Here is a 13,315-nt window from a genome sequence, read left to right as displayed (position 1 = left end):
CATCAAGAGAGGGTTGCATAATTAATCCTCTTCACCCATACGATTTTTATGAAATTCCACAAAGTCCCTGTCGGATTTAAGAATGTGATTAATAAACCACTGATTTAAATCAAAATATATATACTTTAAGATATCATCAGTTGAAACTTCATTCTTGCCTTCTTTGAAATGATCAATTTTTTCTATCATATCAACAAAATCTTTGTGCTCGCTCTTGTGAGCCCTTTTACGCGGATATCCCGATTCTTCCATCAATTTTTCTTCTTCATTAAAATGTATATGGGTATACTTAATCAGAAACCGTTGTACCTTTTCCAAATCTTCATTTGATGATTCATTGATTACTCTTGAAACAAATTTATCCATAAAAGTGAATAAAGCTTTATGCTGTGCATCAATAATCCTAACACCTGTGATAAGTTTTCTTGAAAACATTCTGCTGTTAATATAGGGAATCAGCTCATATTTAACTTTCGATAAATAGTCTTCATAAATTTTTTCAGCAAGTTGTTTTATCTGTGAAAGATTTTTTATATTTTTACCGCCATAGTAAACCTCAAGTTCCAACAACAAGTTATTCATATCCGGCAGATACTTTTCAACACTGATGTTTATAGTGTTTTTATTCTGGTAGGAACAGCTGTCCATCAGGAGGTCTGCATATCTTTTAAAATTTTCCAATGTCGAAATACAATGCTTCAGTTCCTTTGTTTTAATTTTTTCGGTAGGGGTGCCAATTATTCCTTGCAGCAATAAGCTGACATCATCGAAACTTTTTGACAACGTGTTAACACTAAAGGTCTTTTTTTCACTCATAATATTTATCCTGTTATAATTATTTAGAATTTTAACCTATCCACAATTATATTTCAATCTTTGACTATAAAATGTTTTTAGAATTTTCAAATTTGCTTGAAGTCAATGTAAAAAAACATAATTTATTTAAAAGGAGGTAAATATGAGAAAATTAATATTTTTTCTATCTTTTGTAATTTACTTTAGTTCATTCACTTTTGCAATTGCAGAAACCAAGCCTGTCCAATTCAGCCTGACACCTGATGTAGCTGTTCATGACAAAGATACATACATACGGGGCTTAACCCTAAATATCTGGGGGGAAAATCCTCAATCAGCTCTGGCACTGGGACTCGTAAACGGCTCTACTGGTAACAGCAAGGGTTTCAGCTGGAGCATGTTTTTAAACTATGCTGAAAATTATAAAGGTGTTCAGTGGGCACCGGTCAATTACACAAAATCTGATTTTGTGGGTTGGCAGTCCGGAATACTTAACTACACAAAAGGCTCAGCAAAAGGGCTGCAGTCCGGCTTTGTAAACTATGCCGGCAGTTTCACCGGTTTACAGCTCGGTTTTGTAAATTATGCAGCAACAATGGATAAAGGTGTCCAGATTGGTTTTGTAAACATCATTCCGGAAAATAAATGGTTTACTAATCTGCCGAATGAGTTTGCAAAGGGTATGACCATAGTTAACTGGCGCTTCTAAAAAAGTAACTATGCCCCGGAATCAATAGAAAAGATTTCGGGGCATTTTTATTAAATTTTCAAGTTTTGCACATTACCGGGGAAGAATATTAGTTACCACATTCCGTGTCCGCTTTTTTAGAAGCGGCAGGGCCTCTTCTTTTTTCATGTTCATCTGATTAGCCCAGGCAGAAAGCCGCATACCATGAGGGAAATAATGACTTTTCTTGGTAATACTGCCGGAACTGGTATTTGAACCACTTGTTCCTCCGCCGGCTGCCATTCGGCTGTTGCCGGTACCAGCGGCATCAAGGGTGCCCGCTCCGGTATTCCTCATCAATTCATATTCAACCTGCTTCCCACTGTATTCCTCAAGCACAAAATCGATGATCATCGCCCATTCACGGGGTTTGGAAGCATTTGAAATGCCCTGACCAATCAACCCGCCTGCCCCAACTCCAACGGCGGCTCCCGCCGCCCAGTTGTCGGTGGCATTTGCCACGAGAGCTCCGGTTCCAACTCCTACAGCTGCTCCACTGATAACGCCCATATTTTTTGCAATTGCAGTTCCTCCTGATTCGGGCTTAACCTCGCCAAAGTAACGAAGTGAAGCACGCAGCCGGTAATCAGCCTCATATGGGTCACTCACAACATTCCAACCCTGTTCTCTGGCGGCATCTCGCAATTCATCTGTTAAATTCACCGACTGGGCGTCACTAATATTTCTAAACGAGATATATACGTTTTTATTCTCCGGTTTAGGTGGTTCCAATTGTGGAGGAGGAACTACCCAGACCGTACCACTTCTCGGTTCTGCATATTTATTGGCCGTTATTTTGCCCAGTCCCCTGGAAACGCTGGTACAGGAGGCAGCAAAAGTAACAACGGTTATCAACACTGCAGTAATTAAAACTTTTTGTTTTCTCATAATTCCCTCCATAATTTTCATATTAATGTGTTCTACATATTTACCAGCCTTAAGGCTGGTGCTAACTAAAAATTAATGCTTCTTTTAAAAATTCAAGTATTATATAGGGGCAAAACGCAATTATTCGGGAATACTTTTAATAAGTAAATTCTGCTATAAAAATAATACCTCGCAAATACTGAATTTTCAAGTATTAAAATTTATTTATTGTTTCCCCCAAAGTGCGTTAATAGATAATCCAAATCAATATGTGAAAACAATCATTTGTTTGCAAAGCTAAGACCCTTGACGAAAAAGGTTAATTACACTATAAATTAGAATCATTAAACCTTAGGAGGTCTTTATGGCAATCTATTCTTGGAAACCGTCATTGAGTGTTGGAATTGAAGAGATAGACTCTCAGCACAAGCAATTGATAAAATACATAAATGATCTTTCCGAAATTATAGACAGAAAAGCCTCTCAGGAAGAGGTCAGAAAAATATTCGATGCTCTTTTTGATTATACAAGAAATCACTTTTCTCTTGAAGAGAAACTTATGGAAAAACACGGCTATCCCCTTTATGAAGCACATAAAAAAGCTCATGACAGTTTCTGTGATAAAGTTATAGCTTTTTTTGAAGATTATTCGAAAGGTAAGCCTGTGGGTGAAAAGTTAGTTACATACTTGGGTACCTGGCTTATTACCCATATTGCCAAAGACGATAAAGATTATGAACCGTTCATGAAGTCTGCTATGGAAAAGGAAAGCAAATCCAAATGGTACCAGACTCTTATTTAAAAGATATGGAAGAAATAATTTCATAAAAATAAAGGATGCTTAATTTATCCTTATAAGGTTTCGCACTTACACTGTTTTCACGTCTTTGTTCACCCTGTTAAATATCAGCTTCGCTGATTGCCTGTGGCATTTAACAGGGCAGGGAGTGAGAGCAACGAAGCAATCTCTTTATTTTCTTGTTTTGAGATTGCCACAACCCTGTTTCCACAGGGTTTCGCAAGGATGCCTATGGCTAGCACCAGTCCTTTAGACTGGTAAATATGTTTAACATTCTATATATTCGCTAAAAGCGAATGCTAGACAAAACGAAGTGCGAAACTTTATTTATAATTGTCGTAGAAAGTCTTTAAGTTCTTCCAGATGAAAAGGTTTTGTAAGAGCCCCTTTGAAGCCGTAATTCCTGTAATCAGACATTACAGGATCATCGGCATATCCGCTGGATACCACACAAACAGCTTCAGGATCAATTTCAAGTAATTTACAGGCTGCTTCCTCTCCCCCCATACCTTTTGGAATAGTCAAATCCATAATAACGACATCATAGCGTTTACCTTCTTCCAATGAATTTTTATATTCTTCCAAAGCGGCCTCTCCGTCCGGAACACATTCCACGCTGAAATTAAAGCTTTCAAGATATATTTTTACCGAATCGCATATAAGGTCATCATCATCCATAAGCAATACTCGTAATTTTTTATCTTTTTTAAAGTGCCCGGCATATGCCTTTTCGTCGATTTCTTCTCTGCAGACTGCCGGCAGATAAACAAAAAATGTGGTTCCCATTCCCGGGGTTGATTCAACATCGATATAACCCCCGTGCTTTTGGATTATTGAGTATGCTGTTGCTAAACCAAGGCCGGAGCCTATCTCTTTCGTAGTGAAAAACGGGTCAAATATTTTACCGATATCCTTTTCCTTTATACCTGCTCCCTCATCTTTGAAACTTAATTTTACATACTTTCCTTTTTTGACTGCAGGGATTTCAGACTTTTCGGTGTCAATATTCTCCATTGTGACATAAAAGTGACCGCCTTCCGGCATAGCCTGTTTTGCATTAATCACAAGGTTGGAAATTACCTGCTGTATCTGCCCCTTATCCACCAAAACAGTCCATAAGTTATCATCCTGTTCAAAAACAGCTTTCACATTACTGCCTGACAAGTCAAATTCCACAGTTTTTTTGACAATTTTGCCTATATCAGCTTTCTCCTTTATGGGCTCCCCGCCTTTTGAAAATGTAAGCAGCTGATTTGTAAGACTTGTTGCCCTCTCCATTGCTTTTTCTGCAGAACTTAAGGCATCATAAGCCGGATGACCTGCTTTCAGCTTCATTTTAGCCAGTGCAATATTGCCGAATAACGCTGTCAGTAAATTATTAAAGTCATGAGCTATCCCTGCAGCCAAGGTCCCGACACTTTCAAGTTTCTGCATCTTAAACAGCTCATTGCGTGCTTTTTTTCTCTCATCTCTTATTTTGAAAATCCGGATTCCATAAGACAAATCCGCGGCAAGATTTTCAAGAAGCCTCAATTCATCTCTGCCGAAGGCATTCGGATCTTTTGCATAAATATTTAAAGCTCCGAACACCTCACCGGCCTCTTTTAAAGGGAGAGCAATGGAAGATTTATAACCTCTTTTCAGAGCCTCATCCCGCCAAACTTTATACTCCGGGTCTGTGAGTATATCCCTGCATATCTCAGGTACACCTTCACGTATGTATTTACCGGTAGGCCCCCGCCCTTTTGGATTGTCACCCCAGCTGATTTCAACATTTTCAAGATAATCGTCTTTAAAGCCATAATGCGCCACAGGCTTAACTGTTTTACCCTCATCATGCAGAACCATTCCAACCCATGCCAGTTTGTAATCACCTTCCTCAACAATAATTCTGCAGATATCATTCAGCAGCTCTTTTTCACTTTTAGCCCACACCATCGTCTCATTACAGGCACTCAGGGTCTTCAGTGCTCTGTTGGATTTTTTCAACGCTTCTTCAGCTTTTAATCGGTCGGTTATATCTTTCAAAACACAATAGGTCTGCTTGAAACTGCCGTCTTCATAATATCCTATACTCCCCTCCTGCAGCATATCAATATAATGACCGTCCTTGTGGCGGATTTTCAGATGAACATCATGTGCATAGCCGCGTTTTTTAAAAATTTCAAATTTTCTCACAAAATTTTTTCTAAAATCCGGATGCAGAAAATCCCCTATCCAGACGCCCACCACCTCATCCTTACTGTAACCCAATGTTCTGAGCCAGGCCGGATTTACATCAATTATATATCCTTTTTCATCAAGTGACTGATACGAAAGGGGAGCATTATCATAAAGCGTTTTGTATTTTTCACTGCTCTCTTTTAAAGCCTCCCGCATATTATATTCTTCCGTAACATCCCGGAAGACCATTACAACCCCTGTAATTTCACCATCTTTATTTTTTATGGGCGCTGCGGAATCGGCTATCTGATATTCATTCCCATCTTTTGAAACGAGAAGGGTATGATTGGCAAGTCCAATAACCCTACCTGTATTAATAACCTTTTCCATAGGATTCTTAATTTTTTTACCGGTTTGAGCATTTCTAATCTCAAAAATTTCATAGAGAGGTTTTTTGACAGCATCCGCAATATCCCAGCCAGTAAGTTTCTCAGCTACAGGATTCATCCTTTCGATTCTGCCTTGAGAATCTGTTGATATAACGGCATCTCCAATGGAATTGAGGGTGGTACGCATATTTTCTTCACTTTTACTGATCTCTGCATTTTTTATTTTAAGAAGATCCCTCTGTCGGATAGCCAACAATAAAAAAACAAAAACAGGTAGTGTCACAACCACAAAGAACCAGACGCCATATTGCCTTAATATGTCTTTTAGAGTAATCTCTCCCCAGTTTTCAAAAGGCCTTGCCTTAACGGCTTTCAGACAATCTTCCACACTTTGATAGTTATCAGGTATTGTCCAGCCTGCAAGATGAGCATCTTTTGCAGCTTCGGAATCCGGCTGCATATTCAGAAGCACTACTGCCACTTTCTCAGCCAAAGCTGTATCCGTATGAGCAGCCTTTGATATCGGCCATTCAGGATAAAGACGGGTGGAAGATACAAAAGGGAAGTTTTCATATTTTTGTTTATTTATAATTTTAAAATTATGTATGTTTATTACGCCTTCGGATTCCATACGCTCCAGTGTCCCCGTTCGAACTGTTCCGGCATCAACGCCACCGTTCTCAACCGCCAAAACAACGGCATCATGAGTTTCACCGAAAAGTAGCTTTGAAAAATCTTCCTCTGGATTAATTTTTGACGATAAAAATTCCCTTTTCGCCATCAGCCAGCCGCCGAAAGAAAACGGGTCAACTGCCATAAACGATTTTCCCTTTAAATCATTAAATGAGTTAATATCATTTTTGTCTTTCTTAGTAAAAACGACTCCACCAAAAAGATTTGTTTTTTTACCCTTATATTCGTTGGTAAGAGTGGCAATCCGTTTGGCTCCAAAATCATATTCCAGAGCAACATAATAGGCTGAATTTGTAACAAAAAAATCCACACTGCCATTTTCCGCAGCTTCAAAGACTTCATCAAAGCCAAGAGGAACTATTATAAAATTATAGCTTTTTACCTCCTTGTCCAGATATTCGGCGGTTGCATCCCACCTGTCATGAACTATTGCCTCACCGCGCTTTGCCAGAACTCCTATGCGGACTTTTTTTTCTGACGCATGAGCGATAGAACTAGAAGGTTGAAATAAAATAAAAAGAAACAAAATAAAAAGGCATACTGCAGATAATTTCTGCTTATTCATATTATTTTGCCCCGGCATAAGCCATTGTGTATTTATTCAAAAGCCGATCAAGCAATTAAATTCAAATCAAAATTTATGTCATGTTGGTAATGTTTTTATAATCAATTCTTTTTTATCACCCCCTGTTACCAGATCGTGATGATCGTAATTGTAAATAAAGATTGCTTTTTATAATTTCAGTATTTGTAAACTGTTTCACAGCATTTATAATAAAATTTATACTTTCTATATTATTATAATTCACGGCTAAATGTAAAGCAAGTAAATCGGTGAAAATCTGGGAAAATTTTCTAAACTATATATTAACACTGCATCTGTAATAATATGTTTAACAAATGGTTGTAACAGTTGACCGGCAGTTTTATATGTGAGATATATGAAAAATAAAAAAACTTTAAAGAAGAGGTGAAATATGAAAGTTTTTGCATTAAATGCCAGCCCCAGAAAAGACGGAAATACCGCACTGCTCATAAATAAAATATTTTCAGTGCTGAATGATAATAATATAGAAACGGAAATGTATCAGCTGGCCGGAGAGACACTTCGCGGCTGTACCGCCTGCAGAACATGTTTTGAAAAGAAAAATATGCAGTGCGTTTTTAAAAATGACTGCCTTAATGAAATCGTACAGAAAACCGCTGATGCAGACGGTATAATTTTCGGCTCGCCCACGTACTTTGCTGACGTGACCGCTGAAATGAAAGCAATTATTGACCGCCTTGGATATGTAAACAAGGCAAACGGCAACTTTCTGAAACGCAAAGTGGGAGCCGGTATCAGTGCAGTGAGAAGAGGCGGAGCAAACAGGGTTTTTGACACATTTAATCACTTTTTCCTCATCAATGAAATGATAGTCCCCGGTTCTGTATACTGGAATTTCGCCTTCGGCCGCAATATCGGCGAGGTGGAAAATGATGAGGAAGGTATGCGGACGATGGAAGCTCTCGGCGAAAATATCGCATGGATTATGAAAAAGATAGGTGGAGGGAAGTAGAAGTATTTAAGGTATTTGAGGTAGTTGAAGTAGTTGAGGTAGTTAGTTCCCATCCGAAAACTATAAGACCCTGAACCAAGTGATTACCTTCGGTTGGCACCAGTATTTCAAACTGGTAAATATGTGACTAACATTCAGTTTATCTTCGCTTTGTCCCAAATACTACAGGGTGACAATATCCCAATTGTTCAAAAGTTTCGTTGATTATTATAAAAAAAATGATTATACCACTTCCTATGAAAAATATAGATTTTAAACATATACTGTTCCCGATTTTAAGTGCTGTATTGCTTGTATTAGCATCCCCCGGCGTATTTTCAGGTTACCTGTCCTTTTTCGCACTTGTTCCCCTCATGATAATTACAAGAAAATCCGATAACAGAGAACTGGTTACCTCAATTATAATCTTTTGCCTTGTCTATTATCTGATAAGTCTCAACTGGATAACCATAGCCGTAAGCCACTTCGGCAACGCCCCCCTTTTCATAGGCTACGCAGTGCTTATTTTTTTTATCGTTTATTTGGCTGTTTACTGGGCGGTTTTTCTATACTTTTTCCGCAGCGGCTACGGGTTAGTTTTACTCAGTCTCCTTTTTGTAATACTGGAAATTGTCCGGGGCAGGTTGTTCACCGGTTTTCCATGGCTGAATTTCGGCAGCTTCGCTTACAACATTCCGTTTTTCAAGCTCAATGCATCACTAATAGGTGAGCAGGGTTTAAGTTTTCTGTTAATTCTTTCCAATCTGTTAATATTTCAATTCATACATTCGAAAAAAGTGAAATATCTGGGTGCCTTTATTGCCCTTGTATTAATAAGTTTTGGCAGCGGATATATTTTAAAATCGACATCCGTCCCCGCTGAGGATAAAATATCATTTAGAATCATCCAGCCCTCGTACAAACAGGAAAATAAATGGATACCGACAAAAAAAGAAGAGATTACAGACAATGTCCTCGGCATGCTTAAAAAAAACATGGATACAGAAAGTGATATAATTGTTCTGCCTGAATCCGTATTCCCAGCTTTCACTGCAAATGAAAAGGATTTGTACAGCAAATTACAGAAGTTTTCCAAACAAAAGCCTATTATTTTCGGAAGTATCCGTTTAAACAGAAATGGAAACCAAGAAATAAAATTATTCAACAGTGTGTATTATATAAATGATAATAATACAAAAATTTACGATAAAATTCACCTTGTACCTTTCGGAGAATATTTTCCATTCAAAACCATATTCAAGCCTATAAACTACTACTTTTTCGGAGATGCCGAAGATTTTACCAGTGGAGATTCCATTTCCATTTTTATGTACAAAAAAACCAAAATGTCCCCTTTATTATGCTATGAAGGAGCTTTCACCAATCTGGTCAATAGAGTCAAACGGAACGATGCAGATATCCTGATATTGCTTACCAACGACAGTTGGTTCGGCAAGTCATTCGGCAGATACCAGCATCTTGCTATAGATGTAATAAGAAGTATAGAGTACGGTATCCCCGTTGTAAGAGCTGCCCAGTCGGGAATTTCAGGCTGTATTACTCCCGGCGGAAATGTAAAAGCAAAAACTCAGATCGATGAAAAGACGGCTGTCTCCTGCAGTGTTCCCTCCGAAGACAGTCCAACTTTATTTGCAAAATTGGGCTATTCATGGCTTCTTATTTTTATAATTTTTTATGCATTCAGATGGATAACGAACTATTCCAGAAAATAGTGCAGAACAAACGTTTAATATTGATTTTATCAGAAGTTGGATGTATTAATGACATTATAGAAAGCAAAATTGGAGGAAATTATGTTCGGTTTGGGAACACAGGAACTTTTGATTATTCTGGTGATTGTAATGGTCATTTTCGGAGCGGGAAAACTCCCCCAAATAGGTGAAGGTATGGGGAAAGCAATAAAGAACTTCAAGAAGTCTGCAAAAGATGCTGAAGATGCCATAGATATAACTCCGGATGAAGACGAAAAAGCAGAAAACAAGGATGAAGAAAAGAAAGACGAAAATAAAAAGGCATAAATGTCTTATCTCGCAATCGATATTGGGACCGGAACTCAGGATGTTTTGATATACAAAGAAGGGGAATTTTTGGAAAATTCCCCTAAACTCATATATCCAGCCCCCACAAAATTATTTTCCGAAAAAATCAAAAATTTTGAAAGTGATCTTTTTATAAGCGGTGTTGTCATGGGCGGCGGCCCGATTACAAAAGCTCTCAGAAATCATATAGACAAAGGTTATAATGTCTTCATCTCCAAAGACGCCGCCAAGACAATCAAAGATGACCTTGAAAAGGTTGAGTCATGGGGATTTACTATTGTTGAGGCCGTCGAAAATCCTCATCTGGAATTATCTGATATAGACTTTGAACTTTTTGAAATACTGCAGAAAAAGGCTTTCTACGGGAAGTTCAACAAAGTCCTCGTTGCAGTACAGGATCATGGATATATAAAGGGGCAGTCTGACAGAATTACCCGGATTGATTTTCTCAAAGAATTTTTGGATGGTGATTTGTCCAAGGCGTATTTTGATAAAAACACATCAATTCCTCAGAATTTCAGCAGATTCAGAAGTATCAGAGAAACAATCACCAATCATTACAATACCGATTTCGCCATAACGGACACGGGAATAGCGGCAGCTCTCGGAGCACTTTACAAAAACGAAACAAGACCGGCGGTAACAATAGATGCGGGTAACGGCCATACATTCGCAGCTCTTATTCATGAAGAATACAAAATCAGCAGCTTTTTCGAACATCACACAGGCATGCTTGACAAAAAAAAGATCCGCTATTTTGTTAATAAAATGCTCCGGGGTGAACTTACAAACGAAGAGATTTTTAATGACGGCGGTCATGGTGCTCACCGATTTTCAGGAAAAAGCTTTCCTGAAAATGTGCCCCTTATTATCACAGGTCCAAACAGACACCGCTTTTTTGATAAGAAAGACGACGTAACTTTTGCATCACCGGCGGGAGATACCATGATTACAGGTTCTGTGGGGCTCCTGATGCAACAGAATGTATTATAACACAAGTTTCGCATTTACACTATTAATAACGACTCTTTGGATTAAAAAACAAAATGTTAAAAAAAAACTATTTCGGTAAATACAGATATAAAAATTCAATTTTCCACAATATGCACCCTTTGGCAAAATTTTTTATAATAATATCCTCTATTATTTTGACAGGGCTCAGTATATCGCTTTCAAAAATATCTGTTTTAATAGCCGTTTTCTTAATATTTCTTGCCGCCTCAAAAATTTCAGCAAGAGAAATATACTCAATCTTCAAGCCTTTTCGTTTTTTGCTCATTTTTACTTTTATTATACAGCTATTTTTTGACAACACCGGTTTTAATCCGGGCGATCTTAATTATACAGCTGCAGCTGCCGTTACTTTAAAGTTTTCACTTATGATACTTTTTTCGGCTGTTTTTACAGCCACAACAAGGCCTCTGGACATTATTAAAATATTAAATCTGCTGATAAAGCCTCTGAAAATTTTTAAGATTAACACTCAGGATATAACGGCATCCGGAATCATTGCCCTGCGGTTTATCCCCCTTTTGTTCGAAGAAGCTGACAAGATAAGAACTGCTCAAATACTGAGAAACGAAGAAACTCATAAAGGTTTGAAACGTATTTTCCAAATAGAGGCTTTCATTGTGCCGCTTTTTTTCAGAGTTATTCATTTTTCCGAGCAGATAGCCATAACATTAAAATTCAGAGACAACTGGGATAAGGTTTACAAGTTTGACAGAATAAAAATCCCTGAAATAATTTTAACAGTAATATATCTGATTTTCCTCATAGGGCTTTACTATGTATAATATCAAATGTACTGTGGAATACGACGGCACTTGTTTTGCAGGCTGGCAAACTCAGAAAAATGCCAGAACCGTTCAGAGAGAAATCGAAAAAGCCATTTCAAAAATGTACAAAACCCATATTAAAATAACGGGTTCCGGCAGAACCGACTCCGGAGTACATGCCCTGAATCAGGTCTTTAATTATCATGCCATGGCATTTATACCGGAAGCTTCCATAACTGCAGGATTGAACAGTTTAATCAGTGATGACATTGTAATAAAAAATACAGAGTATGCTTCGGCGGATTTCCATGCCACAAAATCCGCAATAAGCAAAACTTATGAATATATCATACTAAACACAGCAAAACCTTCGGCCTTTTACAGAAATCACTGCTGGCATATCAGTGATTATATCGACCCCGATGAACTGATAAAAATCCTGGAACTATTTGAAGGAACCCACGATTTCAGCTCCTTCTGCAAAAAAAGAAGCATGGTTGATAACCCGGTACGGACAATTAACAGCACAAATGTACGGCAAATAGGGGATTTTCTAAAAATAGAAATAAATGCCGACGGTTTTCTTCACAATATGGTACGCAATATCGTGGGCACAGCATTACACGTGTACAGAAAAAAACTGAATCCGGAAATCATAAAAAACATGTTTATTGCAAAAGACCGTTCTGCAGCAGGCCCCACTGCTCCTGCAAAAGGGCTGTATTTAAAAAAGGTCTATTATTAACCCTCCGGCAGCCTTATATTACCCACAGCTTCAAAATAAATATATTTTTCATACCACCTGCTGAATTCCTCTTCTATAACTTTTTTATCATAATCTGAAAGTTTCGGGAATTCAGCATCATATTCCTCTTTCAGACACTTTAAACGTTCGTATTCATCATCGTACAGATATTCTTCCCTGTCACTGAGCTCAGTTATCTCCTTTTTCAATTTCAAAATCTTATTAACCATACCCTCTCCTCTTCGTTTTTTTAGAAAAGATATAAATTATTTAAACTAAATCAACACCAAAATTGTTCAAAGTTAAGCGTTGTGTTATTCGACAATTAAATACAAAGACTAAGCACACTTGAATATTTGTTTACTATATCGTTTCATATGGTAGAGATTTCTTCCCGAGCACTTAACGCTTTAAGTGCTCGGTCTAAAGAATCCCTGCGGATGGTATCAGTCGTTTAGACTGGTAAACCCGTCCGACGACGAGCGAGATATGTGTAACATTCTATTTATCCGCACATGGCGGATGCTATGCAAAAAACTGTCACCTCGACCGAAGCGGAGAGGTCTCTTGTCAAATAACACTATAAGATTTCTCCGCTCCACCGAGCACATAAATTATTATGCGCTCGGTTTCGGTCGAAATGTTCCGTGTTAAAAGTCAAGCATTTTTTGCAACCAAAGTTAAATTATTTGCATGATCCGGATCATACGGTTTGCCACTTTTCAATACACCAAATGCCTGCCTTATCAACTTGTTCGCTA

12 protein-coding genes are annotated in these 13,315 nt (G+C 38.0%); 8 read left to right on the top strand and 4 right to left on the bottom strand.

Features of this window, described 5'->3' with window-relative positions; genetic code table 11:
• Positions 1 to 21: 21 nt before the first annotated feature.
• Entirely contained in the window at positions 22 to 816 is a 795-nt protein-coding gene (locus tag UMU13_RS08670) for a bacteriohemerythrin (protein ID WP_328218469.1), read from the bottom strand.
• Between the two features lie 142 nt (positions 817 to 958).
• On the opposite strand from UMU13_RS08670, the gene UMU13_RS08665 reads away from it, so the two are divergent.
• Positions 959 to 1,504 carry an LA_2272 family surface repeat-containing protein gene (locus UMU13_RS08665; RefSeq protein ID WP_328218467.1) on the top strand — a complete coding sequence of 182 codons (546 nt, stop codon included), beginning with the start codon at positions 959 to 961 and terminating at the stop codon, positions 1,502 to 1,504.
• Positions 1,505 to 1,576: 72 nt separating this feature from the next.
• On the opposite strand, the gene traT is transcribed toward UMU13_RS08665, so the two are convergent.
• Complete coding sequence (gene traT / locus UMU13_RS08660) at positions 1,577 to 2,410, bottom strand: complement resistance protein TraT (RefSeq protein WP_328218466.1); 834 nt, start codon at positions 2,408 to 2,410, stop codon at positions 1,577 to 1,579.
• Between the two features lie 343 nt (positions 2,411 to 2,753).
• Between traT and UMU13_RS08655 the strand changes: the two genes are divergently transcribed.
• On the top strand, positions 2,754 to 3,191 hold the full coding sequence (locus tag UMU13_RS08655) for a bacteriohemerythrin (protein WP_328218464.1): 438 nt from the start codon (positions 2,754 to 2,756) through the stop codon (positions 3,189 to 3,191).
• 324 nt (positions 3,192 to 3,515) lie between these two features.
• Here the strand turns inward: UMU13_RS08655 and UMU13_RS08650 are convergent, their stop codons facing one another.
• Positions 3,516 to 6,998: a PhnD/SsuA/transferrin family substrate-binding protein gene (locus UMU13_RS08650; RefSeq protein WP_328218462.1), complete on the bottom strand. Its 3,483-nt coding sequence runs from the start codon at positions 6,996 to 6,998 to the stop codon at positions 3,516 to 3,518.
• A gap of 412 nt (positions 6,999 to 7,410) precedes the next feature.
• Here UMU13_RS08650 and UMU13_RS08645 point away from each other — a divergent pair, with 412 nt between their 5' ends.
• From UMU13_RS08645 to truA, 6 genes are all read left to right on the top strand, one after another.
• Positions 7,411 to 7,992: a flavodoxin family protein gene (locus UMU13_RS08645; protein WP_328218460.1), complete on the top strand. Its 582-nt coding sequence runs from the start codon at positions 7,411 to 7,413 to the stop codon at positions 7,990 to 7,992.
• Between the two features lie 236 nt (positions 7,993 to 8,228).
• Positions 8,229 to 9,704 carry an apolipoprotein N-acyltransferase gene (gene lnt, locus UMU13_RS08640; RefSeq protein WP_328218458.1) on the top strand — a complete coding sequence of 492 codons (1,476 nt, stop codon included), beginning with the start codon at positions 8,229 to 8,231 and terminating at the stop codon, positions 9,702 to 9,704.
• 81 nt (positions 9,705 to 9,785) lie between these two features.
• Complete coding sequence (locus UMU13_RS08635) at positions 9,786 to 10,010, top strand: twin-arginine translocase TatA/TatE family subunit (protein WP_328218457.1); 225 nt, start codon at positions 9,786 to 9,788, stop codon at positions 10,008 to 10,010.
• Positions 10,011 to 11,024 (top strand): DUF1786 domain-containing protein, encoded by a 1,014-nt coding sequence (locus UMU13_RS08630; RefSeq protein ID WP_328218456.1) that lies wholly within the window; start codon positions 10,011 to 10,013, stop codon positions 11,022 to 11,024.
• Positions 11,025 to 11,077: 53 nt separating this feature from the next.
• Positions 11,078 to 11,827, top strand: a complete 750-nt coding sequence (locus UMU13_RS08625) for an energy-coupling factor transporter transmembrane component T family protein (RefSeq protein ID WP_328218455.1) — start codon at positions 11,078 to 11,080, stop codon at positions 11,825 to 11,827.
• Positions 11,820 to 12,554 (top strand): tRNA pseudouridine(38-40) synthase TruA, encoded by a 735-nt coding sequence (truA, locus tag UMU13_RS08620; RefSeq protein WP_328218454.1) that lies wholly within the window; start codon positions 11,820 to 11,822, stop codon positions 12,552 to 12,554. The genes UMU13_RS08625 and truA overlap by 8 nt, the downstream gene beginning before the upstream one ends.
• On the opposite strand, the gene UMU13_RS08615 is transcribed toward truA, so the two are convergent.
• Positions 12,551 to 12,784 (bottom strand): hypothetical protein, encoded by a 234-nt coding sequence (locus UMU13_RS08615; RefSeq protein ID WP_328218453.1) that lies wholly within the window; start codon positions 12,782 to 12,784, stop codon positions 12,551 to 12,553. The genes truA and UMU13_RS08615 overlap by 4 nt on opposite strands.
• Positions 12,785 to 13,315: the final 531 nt, after the last annotated feature.

The organism is Flexistipes sp., assembly GCF_036172515.1.
In the GTDB taxonomy this organism is placed as follows: domain Bacteria; phylum Chrysiogenota; class Deferribacteres; order Deferribacterales; family Flexistipitaceae; genus Flexistipes.
The sequence above is the reverse complement of the archived record's forward strand: the minus strand, read 5'-3'. Positions and strand labels throughout refer to the sequence as shown.

What these genes read in the sequence shown, in the direction of transcription:
- lnt (WP_328218458.1), top strand. Translation starts at nt 8,229, where the DNA reads ATGAAAAATATAGATTTTAAACATATACTGTTCCCGATTTTAAGTGCT.
- UMU13_RS08635 (WP_328218457.1), top strand. Translation starts at nt 9,786, where the DNA reads ATGTTCGGTTTGGGAACACAGGAACTTTTGATTATTCTGGTGATTGTA.
- UMU13_RS08655 (WP_328218464.1), top strand. Translation starts at nt 2,754, where the DNA reads ATGGCAATCTATTCTTGGAAACCGTCATTGAGTGTTGGAATTGAAGAG.
- UMU13_RS08625 (WP_328218455.1), top strand. Translation starts at nt 11,078, where the DNA reads ATGTTAAAAAAAAACTATTTCGGTAAATACAGATATAAAAATTCAATT.
- UMU13_RS08670 (WP_328218469.1), bottom strand. Translation starts at nt 816, where the DNA reads ATGAGTGAAAAAAAGACCTTTAGTGTTAACACGTTGTCAAAAAGTTTC.
- UMU13_RS08665 (WP_328218467.1), top strand. Translation starts at nt 959, where the DNA reads ATGAGAAAATTAATATTTTTTCTATCTTTTGTAATTTACTTTAGTTCA.
- truA (WP_328218454.1), top strand. Translation starts at nt 11,820, where the DNA reads ATGTATAATATCAAATGTACTGTGGAATACGACGGCACTTGTTTTGCA.
- UMU13_RS08615 (WP_328218453.1), bottom strand. Translation starts at nt 12,784, where the DNA reads ATGGTTAATAAGATTTTGAAATTGAAAAAGGAGATAACTGAGCTCAGT.
- traT (WP_328218466.1), bottom strand. Translation starts at nt 2,410, where the DNA reads ATGAGAAAACAAAAAGTTTTAATTACTGCAGTGTTGATAACCGTTGTT.
- UMU13_RS08645 (WP_328218460.1), top strand. Translation starts at nt 7,411, where the DNA reads ATGAAAGTTTTTGCATTAAATGCCAGCCCCAGAAAAGACGGAAATACC.
- UMU13_RS08650 (WP_328218462.1), bottom strand. Translation starts at nt 6,998, where the DNA reads ATGAATAAGCAGAAATTATCTGCAGTATGCCTTTTTATTTTGTTTCTT.
- UMU13_RS08630 (WP_328218456.1), top strand. Translation starts at nt 10,011, where the DNA reads ATGTCTTATCTCGCAATCGATATTGGGACCGGAACTCAGGATGTTTTG.